The organism is Yersinia aldovae ATCC 35236, from assembly GCF_000173735.1.
GTDB classification, from domain to species: Bacteria; Pseudomonadota; Gammaproteobacteria; order Enterobacterales; family Enterobacteriaceae; genus Yersinia; species Yersinia aldovae.
The window spans coordinates 123651-143918 of the sequence record NZ_ACCB01000003.1; the positions used below are offsets into that span (position 1 = coordinate 123651).

Below are 20268 nucleotides of genomic sequence, written 5' to 3' on the forward strand. Positions count from 1 at the left end.
AATGTGTCACAGGTAAGTATTTGTTTATTGTCTGAAGCAGGCGCCGATCCCGGCGCCTTGTCTATTCTGGCTGAACGCTGGGGCTTGGTGTCAGACGAGCAGGCTATTATGGCGCTGGTACTGACGCCGGAACGCCTCGAACTGCGCAAGCGGGACGAGCCGAAACTCGGCGGTATTTATGTTGACTTCGTCTCCGGTACACAGGCTCATCGTCGTAAGTTCGGTGGTGGGCGCGGTGAGGCTGTCGCCAAAGCTGTCGGCATCAAAAAAGGCTACCTTCCGCACGTCGTCGATGCCACCGCAGGCCTTGGGCGAGATGCTTTTGTATTGGCGGCACTGGGTTGCCGTGTGCAGATGCTGGAGCGTAATCCGGTGGTTGCCGCATTACTGGATGATGGCTTGCGCCGTGGTTATCAGGATGGTGAGATTGGCCCGTGGCTGCGTGAGCGGCTGACGCTGCTACATGCTTCCAGCTTAACCGCGTTGGCTGATATTGAGCCGCGACCAGAGGTGGTTTATCTCGATCCGATGTACCCGCACCGGCAGAAAAGTGCCTTGGTCAAAAAGGAGATGCGGGTGTTTCAATCGCTGGTAGGAGCCGATGAAGATGCGGATGGTTTATTGGCCCCGGCACGCGCATTGGCAACTAAGCGGGTGGTGGTTAAGCGCCCTGATTATGCCGAACCGCTGGCAGGTGTTGCGGCTCAGGCCGCAGTGACCACCAAAAGCCATCGTTTTGATCTCTATACCCATCGTCCTTAATACAAGCTGCTGTGATAACTTGCAGCAGCTTAAGTTCTTTATTTTAAAAAAATAAAATTATGCGATTATTTGCGGGGTAAATATAAAATCATTTAAAGACAGTTGATGTCTACCCGTGAGTTTTATCATCATATCGCACTCATATTTACTTTGGTCAAAATCAATCATCAGATAAGTAATATGATTTATATCATCATATTTTTGGAGAATTTCCGTTTGACTACCAGAGCTGGCATTTCTCACCACGGTAACATCACTGTTAGACAGTAATATTCCAGATAAATCAATTTTATCTTTACCTGCTTCAAAATCATGTAGGGTATCGGTGGAAGTTGATGTGGAGTCATGAGTACTTGAATAGATATATATATCGTATCCATTGCCCCCCCATAAGTCATCAGCCCCAGCGCCCCCCTCTAACTCATCATTGCCACTTTCCCCTTTCAGGGTGTTATTTCCTTTATTACCTTTTAAGTAATCATCACCACTGCCACCAATGGCATTTTCAATAAATGTATTAAAAGCGATGGAAACATTATAATATAATCCACCGGTGCATGAGAAATGCCCTGGCCTGAGATCAATTATTTGATCTACACTATAGCCTGAAAAATCAAGAGTATCATTGCCATCTGCATCCCAAATACAATGCACTATTTGTTGTTTTTCATTCTCCAACGTTAAAAATGAATGTCCGGTATTACCGTTGAATCCATAGATATCATCACCAGTACGGGTTTTATGGTTTGCACCATAAAGATATTGAATTGTAGCAACGTCATAGAGTTGTGGCCCTGATGGACAGCGAACTTTTAAATCGTGATGATCGTCTTCCTCAATTTTTTTTCTTATTTTCTTCATTTTCTTCATTTTCTTCATCAGTTAAAAAAGATGCTGTTGATAAATATTCTGAAGTATATGACATGAGGGAATACTGTATAGTATTGTCATAATGAGTTATTGGTAACTTAGTATTGTTTTTCAATGCATTATTATCGTAAAACGGATGGTTTAAACCTAAAACATGACCGATTTCATGTAGTACAGTCACTTGCGCATCCGATTGTGGTGACAAATCGGCAAGTATATTGCCAGCATCATTTAACCATATCTCTGACTCACCCCAGAAAGTAAATCCTACGGTAACAGATTCTTCATAATCATCTATCATATATTCTTTATCTGCACTGCCATATTCTTCATTCTCACTATCGCGTAATTCTAGTGGAGTAGCCGCTAACTTAAAAGCAGAGAAAGTAATGTCACCTTTATTTATCTCATTCTCAGGTATTTCAATGAATTCAATATTCGCTACTTCAGCCCAGAGTAGTAGTGCTTTTCTTATATACTCTCGTTTTCCCTCATCAATACTGACGAGTCCAGAATATTTATCTTTATTTACATGCAGTACCCTATTGAATTTTGGTGTGGTAAATGCGTAGTAAAATGTTTTTATCTGTTTGCTGTCAGATTTAAAGTAGGTATATCTGGTCATTATTTTAACGGCATTTTCTTTACCCAAGCTAGGGGTGATAATATCTTCATCCCTATAAATATAAGTTGGTTCTAGTTCGATATTAGTCGTGTCTAAGTATTTTCCTTGATGGTTTTCCATCGTGTCCTCTATTGTATGTTTAATGGAATACCTCAATATAATAATGAAAAAATGTTTAGTATTATACTTTGTGTTTATTAGATATATTTTTTGTTGTTATTTTATGGGTTATATAGGATAAATGGCGTGGTATATGTTGCCGTAAATAACAAGGCAACATATATTAATTTAATTATATATCTGAACGCTATACGGCCAGTCGTGGGGTAAATATAAAGTTATTTAAAGATAGTTGATGTTTACCCGTTAGTTTTATCATCATATCGCATTTGCTAACTTGAGGATTAAAATCAATCATCAGATAGGTAATATTAGAAATATCATCATACTGCTGCACTATCTCGGTATAACCGCTAAAGCTGAGTTTATCCGCTAGCCTAATCTTATTCTCCTGTAGAGAAAGAGCCGATAAATCGATTTTATCTTTGCCCACTTCAAAATCATGAATAGTGTCAGATGATGTGGTTAAAGAATCCTCAGCACGACGGTAGATAAAAGTATCATGCCCTTTGCCGCCCCAAAGTTGGTCGGCACCGCCGCCGCCAGATAATTTATCGTCGCCGCCTCCGCTAGCCAGAACATTAACACTTTCATTACCAAGCAATTCATCATTGCCACTACCGCCAATGGCATTCTCAATCACTACGCCATAGGCAATAGAGACATTCCCTGCTAATCCACCTACGTTAGAGAAACTCCCTGCGGTAAGGTTGATAACTTGATCTTGGTTTTGATCAGAATAATCAAGCATATCAGTCCCACCTGCATCCCATATACAGAGTATTGGCGTGTGGTGTGAATAGGTATAAATATCATGACCCGTGCGGGTGTGCATATTGGCACCATAAAGGTATTGGAGTGCAGCGATATCATACAGTTGTGGCGTGGATACATGATGCCCACCATAGTTGGCACCTGAATATTGCTCAGAGAAATAGCTCATAACACTTTCTCGTTGCGTCAATCCAGCGGTGTCATGAGTATGCTTCAAACCAACAGCATGTAAGATTTCATGAACGATAACGTGACCGCCACTGTTTAAGTGAGTGGGGGCAAGATTCTCTGAGACATCAGCATTAATACATACGGGGGTGAATTCACCAGCATTGGGATAATATGCGAAACCCCCGACACTAATGTAATTCTCTGGGTGGAAATTGACGATAGGAATATTAACTTCAGTATATTTAACTTCAGTAAAACTTATATTTGCTACATCTGATATATTCCTGAACGTGGATTTTGCTTGGTCAATCTGCAACTGATTAAGAGACGATATTGGGATTTTATGGTTGAGTTCATAATAATAATAGTTACTTGGAATACTCTCGGGAAATGAATAAGTTACAACAGGGATACTATCGCCTTTTTTTGTTTTCCATTTTTCATTATAAGGTATTGTTGCGTGCTTTATATTTCGTAACTTATTATCAATAACGTTTCTTATCTCTTCCATGAATACTTACATCCTGTAATGATTTAAAATAATATACTTTGATATTTATTAGTGCGGTTAGATATTACTGATGAGATTTCTATTTTAAATAAGTGAAATCTTAAAGAGAGATTTTAATATTAATGAGTTAACGTATATAAATACGAGTGGTGAATGTAATTGGGTATAATCCCATATTCTTATCAATATTTATCTCAAAGAATATGGGAGTTTTATTATTTACAGCACGCCTTGGGCCAGCATAGCATCGGCCACTTTGACAAAGGCGGCAATATTAGCGCCATGAACATAGTGAGTTTGCTTACCTTCTCCGCCATATTCGACACAAGATTGGTGAATATCCAGCATGATATGATGCAAGCGGACATCAACTTTCTCTGACTTCCAGCTCAAGCGAGCCGCATTCTGTGCCATTTCCAGGCCGGAGGTTGCAACGCCACCGGCATTAGCGGCTTTACCTGGTGCAAACAGTACACCGGCATCGAGGAAAGCATCAGTAGCCTGAATGGTCGTTGGCATATTAGCGCCTTCGGCCACGGCTTTAACCCCATTGGCAATCAGCAGACGCGCAGCAGGTAGATCCAGCTCGTTCTGAGTTGCGCAAGGCAGGGCGATATCAACCGGCACACTCCACGGCTGTTGGTTGGCTAAATAGACCAGATTACGTTCGCGGGCATAATCTTCGATACTGCCATAACGTTTGTTTTTAATCTCAGCCAAATGAGCCAGTTTTTCTGGCGTGAAACCCGCTTCGTCAACCACGGTACCACCGGAGTCTGAGGCCGTAATCACTCGCGCACCCAATGCCATCGCTTTTTCAATGGTGTATTGCGCCACGTTACCGGCACCGGAAACCGAGACTTTCCGCCCTTCAAAACCTAAACCGTGGCGTTTTAGCATGGCGTCAGTGAAATAGACCAAGCCGTAACCTGTGGCTTCAGGGCGAATCAAGCTGCCACCAAAGGAAAGTCCTTTACCGGTGAAGACGCAAGAGGTGTTATTCGATAATTTTTTCATCATACCGGCCATAAAGGCCACTTCACGCCCACCGACACCAATATCACCGGCCGGAATATCGGTATCCGGGCCGAGATGACGGTAAAGCTCGGTCATCAGCGCCTGACAAAAACGCATCACTTCAGCTTGACTTTTTCCTTTTGGATTAAAATCAGAACCGCCTTTGCCGCCGCCCATTGGCAGGGTGGTCAGGGCGTTTTTAAACGTCTGCTCAAAACCGAGAAATTTAAGGATTGATAAGTTTACTGAAGGGTGGAAACGCATCCCGCCCTTATAAGGGCCAATGGCTGAACTAAACTGCACCCGCCAGGCGCGGTTAACCTGAACTTTACCCTGATCGTCACTCCAGGCGACACGGAACTGAATCACACGCTCTGGCTCGACTAAACGCTCCAGCAGGCTTTGTTCTCGGTAATGGGGGTTTTGCTCCAGAAAGGGCCAAAGCGACGTAAAAACTTCACGCACGGCCTGGAGATATTCTGGTTGGTTGGCATCACGTTGTTGTAAAGATTCTAAAAATGACTCCAGAGAGGTTAAACCATTCATCACGAATTCCTTGTACCAATTAAGACTCTCCCGACAATTCTTTCGAACGATTATTATTATAAAAATAGTGAGGAGACGATGTTGTGCATCATCGACTATATCACTGGTTTATATTCATACAGCAAGGGATTTTGACAAAAACTTAGCTGGGTTATCAATGAGTGGCGGGGAGAACCCACCATTAAAAACGCCCGCAAGGGGCGGGCGTTTAAGCTAAACAGGTTTATATTCGTGAAATTTAATCGTCTTCGCCGTCGTCATCGCGCAGTGGCACAATGAGCATATCGACGTGCACGGTATTGATGAGCTGGCGTGCTGAAGACATCAGTTTGCTCCAGAAATCTTGATGATGGCCGCATAACACCAAGTCCATATCGTATTTCTTAATGGCATCAACCAATACCTGCCCTAAATCGCCGCTACCACTGAGGGTTTGCTCAATGGGGTAACCTGCATTTTGCGAAAGCTCGGTTAGCGCATTGTGGGTTTCTTCAGAGATGCGTTTTTGCATATCACCAAGATTGACATCAATAAGGCCGGTGTAGAGATCAGAGTAGTTAACATCGACATGGATCAGGGAAACTTTGGCATTGTACGGTCTGGCCATCGAAACCGCTTTTTCCACCAACACCTTGCTTTCCGGAGAGAGATCAACCGCAATCAGAATGTGTTTGTAAGCCATAAGTAAACTCCTTCCATAATGTTAATTAATGGGTAAGCAAACATTCAACCTGCCGAACGGGTGCTAACGCGATATCTGCATAGTATCATTATGACCCCTAACCGAAGTGTTTCATGGATCACAACACACTGTTTTGATGATGATCACTAAAGTAACTCTATGCTGTTTTACACCAAGAAGTGACCAAATCCTATCGATAATTGCCCCTGAGTAAACCTGGCTGATTGAATTCAACGCGGATCATTGTATTTAAGTATAGCGCTGATAAACCCACCTGATTAAGGGAATTTCATATTTGCTATGTACATATAAATTACAAGATTGGTAAGTAACATAAATGTAATTTAGTTAAGGAAGATTAATATTTAACCGGTCTTTATCTGGTTTGCCAGCCATTATATGCTACATAATTTATCTATAAGTTAAAATTAATCGGTGCTTAACAAAAGAAGAAATAGTCCTAAATTAGAGATTATCAGGCTATTTTCCATTTCATTTCCTACACTCATAAAGGGAGTCCTACACGTTCGAATAGTGTGTCGATTAAATGCGCGTCGATCCACGGTCAACAAAATGAACGATAGGGGGTGACTTTTGAAGCCTTGGGGGTGTTTGTATCGGCTAGAGTGAGCGATAGCGCAAGGGTTCAGAGCAATAGATCTGGTGCGTATGATATCGCTGGGAGGATGATTATGATCAGTACCGTCGCGCTTTTTTGGGCTTTGTGTGTGGTATGTGTGATTAATATGGCACGGTATTTCTCATCTCTACGTGCCTTGTTAGTCGTATTGCGTGGCTGTGACCCGTTGCTGTATCAATATGTCGATGGGGGCGGATTTTTCACTTCTCACGGCCAGCCAAGCAAACAGATTAGATTGGTCGGTTATATCTTTGCGCAACGTTATCTTGATCATCATGATCCAGAATTTATCCGTCGTTGTGAGAGATTACGCGGCCAGTTTATATTAACCAGTGCATTGTGTGGCTTGATAGTCGTTAGTTTGGTGGCTTTAATGTTGTGGTATTAGTATGAATTATCGGCAGAAAAGAGTTAAAAAAGGCGGCCTGATTAGGCCGCCTTTTTACTTATCACAGCCTGGCTGTATCACCGTTACGCACCAAGGCGCAACGGGATACAATACGTTTAACCGAGCTTAGATGAACTTCAGTGCCACCCAGTATAATCCACCGGAAAGAACAATAGAGATTGGTAAGGTTAAGACCCATGCCAACATAATGTTCTTCACCGTCTTACTCTGCACGCCTCCGCCATCAACCAACATGGTTCCGGCAACCGCTGAAGAGAGCACTTGAGTCGTCGATACTGGCATACCGGTATAACTTGCAATACCGATAGAGACCGCCGCAGTCATCTGGGCAGAAACCCCTTGTGCGTAAGTCATGCCTTTCTTACCGATTTTCTCACCGATGGTCACTGCCACACGTTTCCAGCCGATCATAGTACCCAAAGAGAGGGCCAGAGCGACGGCGACGATAATCCAGGTTGGTGCATATTCCACAGTTTCCAACAGATCTTTACGCAGATTGTTAAGGAAACGGCGGTTTTCCGCGTTGGTTTCTGGCAGCTTGGCAACAGTCCCTGCGGTTTCTGCGACGCACATCAGCAAGCGGCGCATATGGCTGCGTTGATCGACCGTCAGGTCGTCATAGCTTTGCAGATTCGTCAGCAGCGCCTGTGCATGGTCAATAGCGATCATGGCTCGTGAGTTGTCACAATGGAATTGTGTCGGTGTATCCGGCAGCGCTTCCGGTGCAGGAACCAGTGGTTTCAACGCGACGGCATGAGGTAATACTTCACCGTGTTGCTGATAGAATTGTTGCAAATGGGTCACTGCATCGCGGGTGCGTGCAATATCATAACCCGTTGCATTCATATTCACGACAAACCCGGCCGGAGCAACGCCGATTAATACCAGCATGATCAAGCCAATTCCCTTCTGACCATCGTTAGCGCCGTGAGAGAAACTCACGCCGATAGCTGAAATGATCAGTGCAGTACGGGTCCAGAATGGCGGTTTACGTTTACCGTCTTTCTTTTCACGTTCAGCGGGGGTCAGATGAATACGTTGCTGCTTCTTGGTTCCGTTCCAGTAACGACGTAACAGGAACACCATCAAGCCCGCAATAACCAAACCCACAATCGGGGATAAGATTAATGACAGGAAGATTTGTATCATCTTAGGAACGTTCAGTGCATCCACTACAGATGTACTGGTCATTAATGCATTGGTTAAACCAATACCGATGATAGCACCAATCAGCGTATGAGAACTGGAGGCCGGGATACCGAAATACCAAGTACCCAAATTCCAGATAATCGCCGCCAGTAGCATCGAGAAGACCATGGCCAACCCGTGTGCCGAACTCACGTTTAACAGCAGATCAGTAGGCAGTAAATGAACAATGGCATAAGCCACGCTCAGGCCACCCAGCATCACGCCGAGGAAATTAAACACCCCTGCCATCACCACAGCAACCTGTGAACGCATGGCACGGGTATAGATTACGGTCGCAACCGCATTGGCTGTATCATGAAAACCATTGATGGCTTCGTAAAACAGCACGAACAACAAAGCAAGAACTAACATTAGGCCGGTATGGAAATCCAGGCCAGCGAAAAGATGTAGCATAAGTGTTACGCCAGTTTGTGGACATGAACGCGGCGCATTATCAGTGACAATGGGGGGTGGGGAAAAGGAAAATATGACCTTTTTTTGACATGACTGCAGATAAAATGGTGCTTGCGAGCCATATATGTATGTTATATCAGCAAGTTACTTGGTTTTACCCTATGAGACATTTTCTTACTATGGTTTACTTTCGGTGCGCGACTTACAATCTCTCGCCGTTAATTTGTCGGTTGAATGTACTAAATATTACGATAACCCGCTAAAAGTGGGCAATTTTGCAGCGATGATGATTTTACTCAATGAGGCCCAGTGTGGAACAGTTTGATGTGGTAGTGATAGGTGCGGGTGCTGCGGGGTTGTTTTGTGCAGCTCAAGCCGGGCAAGCTGGATGCCGTGTGCTGTTGGTGGATAACGGCAAAAAAGCGGGCCGTAAGATACTGATGTCAGGTGGTGGCCGGTGCAATTTCACCAATATGTTTGTCGAACCTGCGGCCTATCTGTCACAGAACCCTCACTTTTGTAAATCGGCACTGGCACGTTATACCCAATGGGATTTCATCGACCTGATGAATCGCTATGGCATTGCCTGGCATGAAAAGACGTTGGGGCAGTTGTTCTGCGACGACTCAGCTCAACAAGTCGTTGAGCTGCTATTGAAAGAGTGTGAGCTGGGACAAATCACTGTCCGGTTACGTTGCAATATTCTGTCGGTTGAGAAGAGTGACACCGGTTTCGTATTAGATATTAATGATATGAAAGTGAGCACTAACTCACTGGTGGTTGCTTCTGGTGGCTTGTCTATGCCTGGATTAGGGGCTTCACCATTCGGTTACAAGCTGGCAGAACAGTTTGGTTTGAAAGTATTACCGACCCGCGCGGCATTGGTGCCTTTCACCCTGCATAAACCGTTGCTAGACCACTTGCAAACGCTCTCTGGTGTTTCAGTTCCGGCAGTGGTCACTGCGGAAAATGGTGTCTGCTTCCGTGAGAGTATTTTATTTACTCATCGTGGACTTTCTGGGCCAGCTATCTTGCAACTATCTAGCTATTGGCAAGCTGGGGAGTATGTGAGCATTAACTTACTTCCTGACACCGATTTAGATACCTTCCTCAATAATGAGCGACAAGCGCATCCTAATCAGACGCTAAAGAATACTTTGGCACAGTTGTTACCTAAACGGTTGGTGGAGTGCCTACAGACATTGGAACAACTACCGGATGTCACGCTGAAACAATTAAATGCACCGCAACAGGCAGTACTGGTGACAAATCTTCAGCAATGGCGGGTACAACCTAATGGAACAGAAGGTTACCGTACCGCCGAGGTCACCATCGGCGGTGTGGACACGCAGGAGCTATCTTCCAAAACGATGGAGACCCATAAAGTGCCAGGATTGTACTTTATTGGCGAAGTGGTTGATGTCTCCGGTTGGTTGGGCGGTTATAACTTCCAATGGGCATGGAGTTCTGCATGGGCTTGTGCGCAAGCATTGGCGACTGTGAAGCAAAAGTAAAGTTTGCGCACAACGTAATATTTCACCCATAACACCTGGTGAAAATGACAGTTTTTGGCGCAGCGCAGAACATGAAGCTCTCAGGCTGACTGTCTGCGGGTACTGCATGAGTTGGCCATTACACAGTAATAATGGATAAACTTGGGAGCGATAAAGAGTTTGAGTTGGACATGCCGGAGCTTTGTATTAGCTACGTTTTGGCTGTTCGCTCGATAGCTACCATTTCAGAAGGTCGCAACTTAACAAGGCGGTTTGCCGATTTGTGGTAACAACAAGGAGATATAAGGTAATACTCATAACCAACTGAATATAATAAAAACAATTGGTGATTATATGTTTTGCTATTCTTAGCAGAGAAGGGAAACGCATCAAAAGTATCCCTTCTTTTTTAATATTCAACAATGTGCATACTCTTTAGTCGGCCAGATTTACCGATGGAATTAACTATCAATACACCGGGCCGGGATTTAAATCAGAGCTATCAACTTTGCAAATAGGCAATGCTTTGATGAATCTCTCGCTCAATATCGGCCTCTGACCATATGTTCAGTTGTGATGAGAATGGTTCAAAAGCATATATCCCCTTGTAGCCAAGTCGTTCAAGATTAGCGACTTGTTGTTTACTGTTAAGTTTGTCTTGAGCGCTAAGCATGATGCGGTCTTCATCGGTCAGCATGGATTTTAAGCGTGTTTCTTCGACGCCGGAAAGATGCACCAAGCCAATGGTATCGACGTCAATGTGTGCATCAAATTCAGCTTGAGCGATATCACTTAGATAGTAATGGAAAGTATCCAAGACCATTTTGTAAGGGGCTGCCGATTTGCGAAGAATGGTTTGCGTTAACAGATGAGAACGCAATGAACTAATACCGAAACCTAATGGCTCAATCAATCCGGTGACCTGATATTTTTTAAACAGGGGGCCAACAGCAGTAACGCATCTAACGTATTTTGTTCTTTTTGCTCTGCTGAACGCCGGTCACTGGCACTACAGTTTGGGCATAGAATGATCCCGCCGCAATTGATATCTCGTGCCAGTTTCAATAGGGCTTCGGCCTCTTGGAGCAGAGTAATTTGTTGCTCAGGCAGGTTGAAATATTGCAATGCATTAATAGTAATGATTTCAATTTCGTATTCATCTGCCAGTGCATTGAGTTGTGCAATGGTGAGGTCGTCAGTTACTTTGCCACCTGTCATATCGTTACGTAGCTCAACCTTATTCAAGCCACACTTTTTGACCAGATGGAAAAATCTCTCAATGCTGAGTTTTGGGGCAATTTTGCGATTAATACAGAAACGGCTTTGCGCGATGGACATGGTGATCTGCTCCTGCTGTGGTAAATCCGGGTGAGAAGTCTCTTCTTGGTGTCGCATCAAATGAAAACATTTATTTCATTTATATTAAATAACGGAATATTAATTTTTCGATTCAGCTCAAATTGCAGACTGCAAAAGCGCTCTCATTCTCATTAGTCAGGCTGTTTTTTTAATATTAGCAGCTTATTTATAGCAAGATACTAAGACATTTCAGCTTGATGAGCTTACTGCGCGGGCCATCTGGCTTTTTGGGTTATTGTTTGTTGCACTTGCAGGAACTTGCGATACATCGCACAAAACAAAATTTCCAAAGAAAGTTATTTGAAACTTTTTTTTCAATAGCATAAGATCTGCATATCGGCTGGTTTCTTGCTCGTTTGGCGGCTGGCCGCCTTGCCGGCTATTTTGGTCCCACAACAAGATAGCCCTTATTGATTGAGCGTATGGTCCGTTAGGAATGAGGTGTCTGGTAAAAGCCACTTTGAGCGAACCTTGCGATTGCAGCTATTGAGAGAGGGTTAGACATGAAAATCGTGAGCAATTTTATTGGCGGGAAGAATTCCCTGAGTTCCAGCAATCAGACAGCCGATATTCATAATCCAGCCACCGGTAAAGTCGAAAGCCAGGTTACGCAAAGTACGGCTGAAGAGGTCAGTCAGGCTATTGGTGTTGCTCATCAGGCGTTTGCTGGATGGTCGCAAACCACGCCTTTGCGCCGTGCCCGTATTATGTTTAATTTCAAAGTATTGATTGAACAACACCGTGACGAGCTAGCCGAATTGATTGTTCGCGAGCACGGTAAAGTCTATTCCGATGCTTTGGGCGAAATTACCCGTGGCCTGGAGGTTGTTGAGTTTGCTTGCGGTATTCCTCATTTATTGAAAGGCGAATATTCCGCAGATGTTGGCACGGGAGTTGATAGCTTCTCAATGATGCAACCGTTGGGTGTCGTGGCCGGGATCACGCCATTTAACTTCCCCGCAATGGTGCCAATGTGGATGTTCCCTGTGGCATTAACTTGCGGTAATACCTTCATCCTGAAGCCACCGGCAGTAGATCCTTCGGCATCAGTGCGGTTGGCTGAGTTGCTGACAGAAGCCGGTTTACCTGATGGTGTGTTCAATGTCATACATTGTGCAAATGAAAATGCCGCTCAACTTTGCACTGATCCCCGAATTCAGGCGGTAAGCTTTGTCGGGTCGTCCACTGTAGCAGAACATATCTATACCACGGCCAGCGCACACGGCAAGCGGGTTCAAGCCTTTGGTGCCGCAAAAAACCAAGCGATTATCATGCCTGATGCGGATCTGGATGCGACGGTAAATGCGCTGATGGGCGGCGCATTTGGTTCGGCGGGCGAACGTTGTATGGCGTTACCCATTGCTGTTGTTGTCGGTGATGACACCGCGGATAAATTAATTGAAAAACTAAAACCACTTATTGCCCGCTTACGTGTTGGCCCAGGTTTGCAGCAGGGTGGTGAAGAAAATGAAATGGGGCCATTGATTTCCGCAACTCATCAGAAAAAAGTCCTCGGTTACATTGATCAAGGTGTGAAAGAGGGGGCGACACTGATTACGGATGGCCGTAATTATAAGGTTGATGGCTATGAGCATGGCTATTATGTAGGCGGCACGCTGTTTGATCATGTCACGTCAGAGATGAAAATTTACCGTGAAGAGATCTTTGGCCCAGTACTGGGTATTGTGAGAGTACCTGACTACAAAACCGCTATTGAGACGGTCAATAGCCATGAGTTTGGCAATGGGAGTGCCATTTTTACTAGCAGTGGCCATTATGCGCGCTTGTTTGCTCATGAGGTTCAGGCCGGTATGGTGGGCGTCAATGTGCCTGTTCCGGTGCCGATGGCGTTTCACAGTTTTGGTGGCTGGAAACGTTCCGTATTTGGTGCACTGAATGTCCACGGCACCGATGGCGTGCGTTTTTATACTCGGATGAAAACAACCACAGCCCGTTGGCCAACAGGTCAGCAAACTGTTTCCGAATACAGTATGCCTACGCTAGGCTAATGGTGTCTGATGGTATTGGTCTGAATAATTTCATGTTATTAACAGGAGAGTCATTATGTCTTCACTGCTTGCCAAATGTCAGTCACCGGATGCGAATGGCCGTATTCAGCACATTTCTCCAGAGAATGCGGGTTGGCGTTTTGTCGGGTTCGATGTTTATCGCCTTACGGCAGGGAAGACTCTGACTCTGGACTGCCGTAATAATGAACTTTGTCTGGTACTGATTTCCGGGATTGCTTCGGTCTCAACTCTGCGAGCAGAATATCCGCATATCGGTAAGCGCATGAGCCCGTTTGAGCGAACGCCACCTTATTCTGTGTATGTTCCGCATCATGACCATGCGAAGGTAGTGGCTGAGACGGATCTAGAGCTGGCGGTATGTCGTGCACCCGGTAAGGGGCATTTGCCTTCCCGCCTGATCACCCCTGCTGAAGTGGGTGTCGAGCGGCGCGGCAAGGGGCGCAATCAGCGTTTGGTACATAATATTTTACCGGATAATGCGGCGGCTGACAGTTTACTGGTGGTCGAGGTATACACAGATGAGGGAAATACCAGCTCATACCCTAGCCATAAACACGATCAGGAAAATGCGGCGGATGAAACCTACCTCGAAGAAACTTATTATCATCGGCTGAACCCTGAGCAGGGTTTTTGTATGCAGCGAGTTTATACTGACGATCGTTCGTTAGATGAGTGTATGGCGGTTTATGACCGTGACGTAGTAAAAGTACCAAGAGGCTATCACCCAGTAGCAACCTTGGCAGGTTACGACAATTATTATTTAAATGTGATGGCAGGGCCGGTACGGCTATGGAAATTTACATGGGAGAAAGGTCACGCCTGGATCAACAGTGATCACTATCCCGTGGAGAGGGCCCTGTAGTTTCTGTCATGTATTAATTGGATGGGTAGGGAGAGTCCTACCCACTTCCCAGATACAAAAAGCCCGTTCATACTACTTGGTGCCTTAGGCTTTTGCGTTATTCAGTGCCAGCGAAACAGCCAGCGTCTGTGCCAGGCACATTGAGGCTACCTGCGAACGGAATCCATCAATTTGTGCCTCTCTTATGACAAAACACACATCACTAAAAGCAACTAATGGGCTAACTTGGCTATCCGTGATTACAATTTGTTGCGCACCACTTTTAGCCCCTAGCTCCACCAACTCTAAGGCTTCTTGCGCATAGGGTGAATAACTAATGGCTATCACAACGTCCTTTGGTTTCACCATGCTCAGTTGTTCAGCGAACATTCCCCCTAAACCATCAATCAGGAAAGCGCGACGTTCCAGATGGCGTAACGCATAGGCCAGATAAGACGCGACGCTAAAAGAGCGGCGAAGGCCGATTACGTAAATGTTTTCAGCATTCTTCAGCAGTTCAACTGCGCGCTCTAACTGTTCTGCACTGGTTTGTTGTGCCAATTGTTGCAGCGCTTGTGAGTTTACCATAGTAAAAACATTCAGGATTTCAGATGGGCTTTCTGGTGCGGTGTTGCCATCTGTCGAGGTTTGACGGAATAACCGTGCACGCTCGGTATAGTTAACCGTTTCCTCCATCAAATGCTGGCGGAATACCTGTTTCATTTCGTTAAAGCCACTGAAACCAAAGGCATTAGCAAATCGAATGAGTGTTGAGGGCGGTACACTGGCTTGAGCCGCAATGGAAGCAACCGTATCAAATGCAATGCTATTACTATTATCCAATATATAACGGGCAACTTGTTTTAAGCGCTTACTTAGTGTCTCGTAACGTTGACGAATTTGGTCTTGTAACAATGAAAGTTGAGTTGGGTTATTCATCCATTCGGCCCACGGCAGAGGAAAATTCAGGGGTTATCTATTAGATATTCTAACAGATGGTTGGAAAATTTCATTTATTGATGTTGGTATTTGCTTTTATTTCATCGTAACTTTAATTAATTTACGAAACCATATTAATAGAAATGGATGAAATCTAAAGATATTCCTTTATTAAGTTTGATAGATATCAGGATTTTTGCGGCTTTATGAGCAATAAACAGTGCAGATGGCGGCATAATGAGGGCGCTGACACAGAATGACGTCAGCGCCGATAGTGAGGTTTTAATTCAAACTGCGGGGCGATATTCACGCCAATAGCCGATCAACGTTTGGTAATTTTGTTTCACTTGTGTCATCAGCCCGGCATCGTCTAATTCGCCTTGCAGCCATTGACGTGATGCCTGGCCGAAAATGGTTCGGCCGACGGCAAAACCTTTGACCCACGGAGCATGTGCTGCTGCGGCAAATCCGGCTTTAAGTTGCGCTTGTGGTGAATCTAAACCAAGAATTAAGACACCACGGCAATAGGGGTCATTGGTTTCAAGCAGTTTACCCACCTGTTGCCAGTTTTCTGCACTCAAAGGCGGTAGCTTCCACCAGTCTGGTTGAATACCAAGCTGATAAAAATGCTCCATAGTTTCAATGTAGTAGCTCTCGTCCTTATCTTTATCGTCATCAGGTAAAATAATTTCCAATAGCAGTTCATGCCCGGATTTACAGCACCCGCTATAAACATCAAGAATCAGTTCATCTTGTTGCTGGCGCAGTTCAGCACTATCGTGTGGATGATAAAAAACCAGGCATTTCACAACATGTTCTAGTGGCCAATCGATTAATTGTGAACCAATATTGCCATGCTCAAGCCGTAACGGCCTGGAACTGGGTAGCTCAATTGGGCGGCCTATCCACCAGCCTTGACCCGTAATGGCATTCAGTGCCTCTTGGCCATAAGTGGTATCGGCCAAAATCCCGCTATTATTCTCCAACCCAGACTCTTTGGCCGCTTGCTGTGCCGCTCGTAGTAGCAATGTCTTCAGTTTAGGAATTCGGTCTTCGCTCACGCCGGCGTCATGGGCCATATCAGCCAACTGTTTGCGGTGGTCAAAAGCAAACACACAAAGCTCTGGCCACTGTTGTTTACGTGTGGTGACTCGATGCAGGTGGTTGAGTCGGGGGTCGCGATCGGGTCGCGGAACAGAATGCTCGCGGCTAAGGTAATCATCCAGTTCTATTTTTGTTGGCATCGCAGGGGCACAGCCATGACGTGAAACCACCAGTGCACCGCAGGCATTTGCATAGCGACAAGCTTGCTCCCAGCCTTCATCATTGATGTATCCACGCAGTAAACCGGACATAAACGCATCACCGGCACCTAGCACATTAAGAACCTCGACACGGACACCAGAGTGCAATTTGACTAACTGCCAACTGGACGGTATTTCACCTTCAAACACCGAGCAACCTTGAGCACCGCGCTTACAAACCAGTGTGGCCTGCGTGGCTTTACGTACATTCTGGAGGGCGATCAGCGTATCGGTACTGCCCCCTGCAATGTGGAATTCTTCTTCTGTGCCGACAATTAAATTGAAATGATGCAAAACTTCTTGCAATTCTTGCGTCACTTTCTGCGATTCAATGAAACGTGTTTCACCGTCGCCAAGTGACGTCAGGCCCCATAACACGGGGCGATAATCGATATCCAGCGCTGTCCGCAGGCCATGCTTATGTGCGTATTTCAATGCTTTCAACACCGCGGCCCGGGTATTCTGGTGAGAAAGATGTGTGCCGGTGATGGCCAGTGCTCGCGATGACGAGATATAAGACTCATCAATATCATCAGGAGTTAATGCCATATCTGCGCAGTTATCACGGTAAAAAATGAGTGGGAAAGTCTCTTGATCCTTAATGCCAAGAATGACCAGACCAGTTAGCCGATGTTTATCTGTAATCAGAAATTGAGTATCGGCTCCAACACGTTGTAGCTCCTCGCGCAGGAAACGGCCCATATGTTCATCACCCACACGCGCCAGCATACCTGACCTCAGGCCCTGAATTGCCGTCCCATAAGCAACATTGCCGGACGACCCCCCAAATATTTGGCAAATGTACTGGTGTCTTCCAGCCGGGCACCGATCTGTTGCCCATAAAAATCGACGGCAATACGACCAATACAAATGACATCCAGCACTTTGTGTTGTGTACCCATACCCATTTCCTTCTGTATTAAATATACCCTTTGTCCTTGAAGTTGCTGGGGTGTTAGCTGCGTTCAAATCTGCTCTCGGCAGATTTACTACCCGAGCCACTTACCTTGAGTAAGCTTATCGGGATGTGTCTACTTGCAGCCTACCTGCAATTCTAATGACGTTGAGTATCGACCCGAAAAATGACCAATGAGATGTGCCTGTAATCGCGTTTCTGAAAGTAGTATGAGGAATAAAAATTTCAAACTCAAGATTAAATGAAATTTATTGCCCAGTTATGTGATGAGGATAAAAGCCTTATATCACCTCTGAAAATAGATGTTTCGGCGTATGTATGGGCTGCTTATGGATGAGCGAATCGAGACTGATGTAATAAGATAAAACAAGATATAAACTAATAATATCATTATGTTATATGCTTACCTCGGTCGGTGGCATCCAGGTCGTCTTATGCTTGTGATCAGATGTTCTTTGTTTTCTATTGTTACTTTATTATTTGATCTTCATCGCATAATGAAATATTTCTTCTGTAATTCCGTTTTATGAAAAAAATATTTGTTTATAATCCCTGCAATGTTCCACCTTACTGTCGTCAGCGTAGCGCAAGCTATCAGGTCTGCCACTTCTCACCGGCACGCGCAATCAGGGGGAAGGCTAAGGCTCCTGGCCACCGTGGTGCTGCGTAAACAGAGCAAAGGATGAGTTAATGAATAAGATTCGGCTTACCACCGCACAGGCATTAGTCCGCTTTTTGGATAATCAATATCTGCAAGTCGATGGTCAGGAAATCAAGTTTATCAAAGGCATTTTTGCGATTTTTGGTCACGGAAACGTGCTGGGAATGGGGCAGGCGCTTGAACAGAACTGTGGCGACCTGGTGGTCCATCAGGGGCGAAATGAACAAGGTATGGCTCATGCGGCCACCGGTTTTGCCAAACAAAAACTTCGCCAGCAAATTTATGCCTGCACATCCTCTATCGGCCCAGGCAGTGCCAACCTTATCACTGCTGCTGCTACGGCGACGGCCAACCGTATACCCCTATTACTGCTTCCCGGTGACGTATTCGCATCACGCCAACCCGATCCGGTGTTACAACAGATAGAACAATCCCATGATTTGAGCATTAGCACCAACGATGCATTCAGGCCCGTTAGTAAATACTGGGATCGCATTGTCCGGCCAGAACAACTGATGAGTGCATGTATTAATGCAATGCGGGTACTGACTGACCCGGCTGAAACAGGGGCTGTGACCCTGTGCCTGCCACAGGACGTTCAGGCGGAAGCCTATGACTACCCAGATTATTTCTTCCAAAAAAGAGTCCATCGCCTCGATCGCCGCCCACCGAGTTCAGCTATGTTGGCCGATGCCATCGCACTGCTAACTTCCAAACGTAAACCGATTCTGGTGTGTGGCGGCGGGGTGAAATACTCGCAGGCAGGCGTGGCATTACAACAATTTGCAGAGTGTTTTGGTCTACCGTGGGTCGAAACACAGGCGGGTAAAGGGACTATCAGCTCTGAACATGAATTGAATCTCGGCGGTATTGGTGAAACAGGGTGCCTGGCCGCCAATACCTTGGCAAAACAGGCCGATTTGGTTATTGGCGTTGGCACACGTTATACCGATTTTACCACTTCATCAAAATGGTTATTCCAAAATCCCGATGTATCATTTCTGAATATTAACGTTAGTGCTTTCGATGCCGGCAAACTGGATGGTTTGCAATTGCTGGCTGATGCTCGTGAAGCTTTGGCAGCGCTACATCAGGAGTTAGCCCACACCGGCTATCAAGCTGGCTGGGAAGGAGAAATAGCCCAGATGCGCGCTGAACAATTGGCGGAGACTGGGCGGGTTTATCAGGTGGAGTACAGTGGCGAAGGCTTCACGCCTGAAATTAATGATCATCTGGATCGAGATCAGGTGTTTGCTGAGTTTATCAATAAAACCGGCTCATTCCTGACACAAAGCCAGGTACTGGGCATTCTAAATCATCAATTACCTCAAGACGCTGTCATTGTTGCGGCCGCAGGTAGCTTACCCGGCGATTTACAACGCGTGTGGCGTACGAAAGGGAATAATGGCTATCACGTTGAGTATGGCTATTCCTGCATGGGCTATGAAGTCAGTGCTGCGTTGGGGGTGAAGCTGGCTGAACCGGGCCGCGAAGTCTATTCACTGGTAGGCGATGGTGCTTTTATGATGCTGCACTCCGAACTGGTCACTTCGATTCAGGAGCGCTGCAAAATCAACGTTGTCTTGTTCGATAACATGACGAATGGCTGCATAAACAATCTTCAGATGGAACACGGCATGGACAGCTATGCCACCGAGTTCCGCTTCCGTAATCAGGAAACGGGTCAACTCGATGGTGGGTTTGTCCCAGTAGATTTCGCAATGCTAGCTGCCGCCTATGGCTGTAAAACATATCGGGTTTCCACAGAGCAACAGCTAATTGACGCGCTGGCCGATGCTCGTTTACAGACTATTTCTACCTTGATAGACATAAAAGTGCTGCCAAAGACGATGGTACATAAATACCTGAGTTGGTGGCGAGTCGGGGTAGCTCAGGTTTCTGAAAGTAAAAGGACTGACGCTGTTGTTCGGGAACTGGAAAAAAATATCGCTAAAGCCCGCGATTATTAGTGCTGATTAAATAAGCAATAAACAGA

The 20268-nt window shown here is 45.4% G+C and carries 13 protein-coding genes and 2 pseudogenes; 6 read left to right on the forward strand and 9 right to left on the reverse strand.

The genetic code is table 11. The features are described from left to right. Positions 1–3: 3 nt before the first annotated feature. On the forward strand, positions 4–762 hold the full coding sequence (gene rsmJ / locus YALDO0001_RS02620) for a 16S rRNA (guanine(1516)-N(2))-methyltransferase RsmJ (RefSeq protein ID WP_042547442.1): 759 nt from the start codon (positions 4–6) through the stop codon (positions 760–762). A gap of 57 nt (positions 763–819) precedes the next feature. On the opposite strand, the gene YALDO0001_RS02625 is transcribed toward rsmJ, so the two are convergent. The 5 genes from YALDO0001_RS02625 to uspA form a co-directional block, all read right to left on the reverse strand. Continuing rightward, on the reverse strand, positions 820–1641 hold the full coding sequence (locus YALDO0001_RS02625) for a M10 family metallopeptidase C-terminal domain-containing protein (RefSeq protein WP_084742728.1): 822 nt from the start codon (positions 1639–1641) through the stop codon (positions 820–822). Next, entirely contained in the window at positions 1598–2377 is a 780-nt protein-coding gene (locus YALDO0001_RS19650; protein ID WP_004699595.1) for a matrixin family metalloprotease, read from the reverse strand. Before YALDO0001_RS19650 ends, YALDO0001_RS02625 begins: the two co-directional genes overlap by 44 nt. 187 nt (positions 2378–2564) lie before the next feature. After that, the gene (locus YALDO0001_RS02630; protein ID WP_004699596.1) at positions 2565–3833 is read right to left on the reverse strand and encodes a M10 family metallopeptidase; all 1269 of its coding nucleotides are present in this window, start codon (positions 3831–3833) and stop codon (positions 2565–2567) included. Between the two features lie 219 nt (positions 3834–4052). Further along, the gene (gene gdhA / locus YALDO0001_RS02635; RefSeq protein ID WP_004699597.1) at positions 4053–5396 is read right to left on the reverse strand and encodes an NADP-specific glutamate dehydrogenase; all 1344 of its coding nucleotides are present in this window, start codon (positions 5394–5396) and stop codon (positions 4053–4055) included. A gap of 238 nt (positions 5397–5634) precedes the next feature. Beyond that, entirely contained in the window at positions 5635–6078 is a 444-nt protein-coding gene (uspA, locus tag YALDO0001_RS02640; protein WP_004699598.1) for a universal stress protein UspA, read from the reverse strand. Positions 6079–6770: 692 nt separating this feature from the next. On the opposite strand from uspA, the gene uspB reads away from it, so the two are divergent. After that, positions 6771–7106 carry a universal stress protein UspB gene (gene uspB / locus YALDO0001_RS02645; protein WP_004699600.1) on the forward strand — a complete coding sequence of 112 codons (336 nt, stop codon included), beginning with the start codon at positions 6771–6773 and terminating at the stop codon, positions 7104–7106. 126 nt (positions 7107–7232) lie between these two features. Here the strand turns inward: uspB and pitA are convergent, their stop codons facing one another. Then, entirely contained in the window at positions 7233–8729 is a 1497-nt protein-coding gene (gene pitA, locus YALDO0001_RS02650; protein WP_004699601.1) for an inorganic phosphate transporter PitA, read from the reverse strand. Between the two features lie 311 nt (positions 8730–9040). Here pitA and YALDO0001_RS02655 point away from each other — a divergent pair, with 311 nt between their 5' ends. Next, positions 9041–10243 (forward strand): BaiN/RdsA family NAD(P)/FAD-dependent oxidoreductase, encoded by a 1203-nt coding sequence (locus tag YALDO0001_RS02655; RefSeq protein WP_004699603.1) that lies wholly within the window; start codon positions 9041–9043, stop codon positions 10241–10243. A gap of 481 nt (positions 10244–10724) precedes the next feature. Here the strand turns inward: YALDO0001_RS02655 and YALDO0001_RS02660 are convergent. After that, positions 10725–11560, reverse strand: a pseudogene (locus YALDO0001_RS02660) (sugar phosphate isomerase/epimerase family protein). A gap of 524 nt (positions 11561–12084) precedes the next feature. Between YALDO0001_RS02660 and YALDO0001_RS02665 the strand changes: the two are divergent. Together YALDO0001_RS02665 and iolB are read left to right on the forward strand one after the other, a co-directional pair. Continuing rightward, on the forward strand, positions 12085–13590 hold the full coding sequence (locus YALDO0001_RS02665) for a CoA-acylating methylmalonate-semialdehyde dehydrogenase (protein ID WP_004699609.1): 1506 nt from the start codon (positions 12085–12087) through the stop codon (positions 13588–13590). Positions 13591–13645: 55 nt separating this feature from the next. Then, positions 13646–14473, forward strand: coding sequence for a 5-deoxy-glucuronate isomerase (iolB, locus tag YALDO0001_RS02670; protein ID WP_004699611.1), 828 nt, complete (start codon positions 13646–13648; stop codon positions 14471–14473). Between the two features lie 84 nt (positions 14474–14557). On the opposite strand, the gene YALDO0001_RS02675 is transcribed toward iolB, so the two are convergent. Next, positions 14558–15391 (reverse strand): MurR/RpiR family transcriptional regulator, encoded by an 834-nt coding sequence (locus YALDO0001_RS02675; protein WP_004699613.1) that lies wholly within the window; start codon positions 15389–15391, stop codon positions 14558–14560. 287 nt (positions 15392–15678) lie between these two features. Further along, positions 15679–17597, reverse strand: a pseudogene (locus YALDO0001_RS02680) (bifunctional 5-dehydro-2-deoxygluconokinase/5-dehydro-2-deoxyphosphogluconate aldolase). A 704-nt stretch (positions 17598–18301) separates the two neighbouring features. Here YALDO0001_RS02680 and iolD point away from each other — a divergent pair. Further along, a complete protein-coding gene (gene iolD, locus YALDO0001_RS02685; RefSeq protein WP_004699618.1) occupies positions 18302–20242 on the forward strand; it encodes a 3D-(3,5/4)-trihydroxycyclohexane-1,2-dione acylhydrolase (decyclizing) in 1941 nt (646 codons plus the stop codon). The last annotated feature ends 26 nt before the right edge of the window (positions 20243–20268 follow it).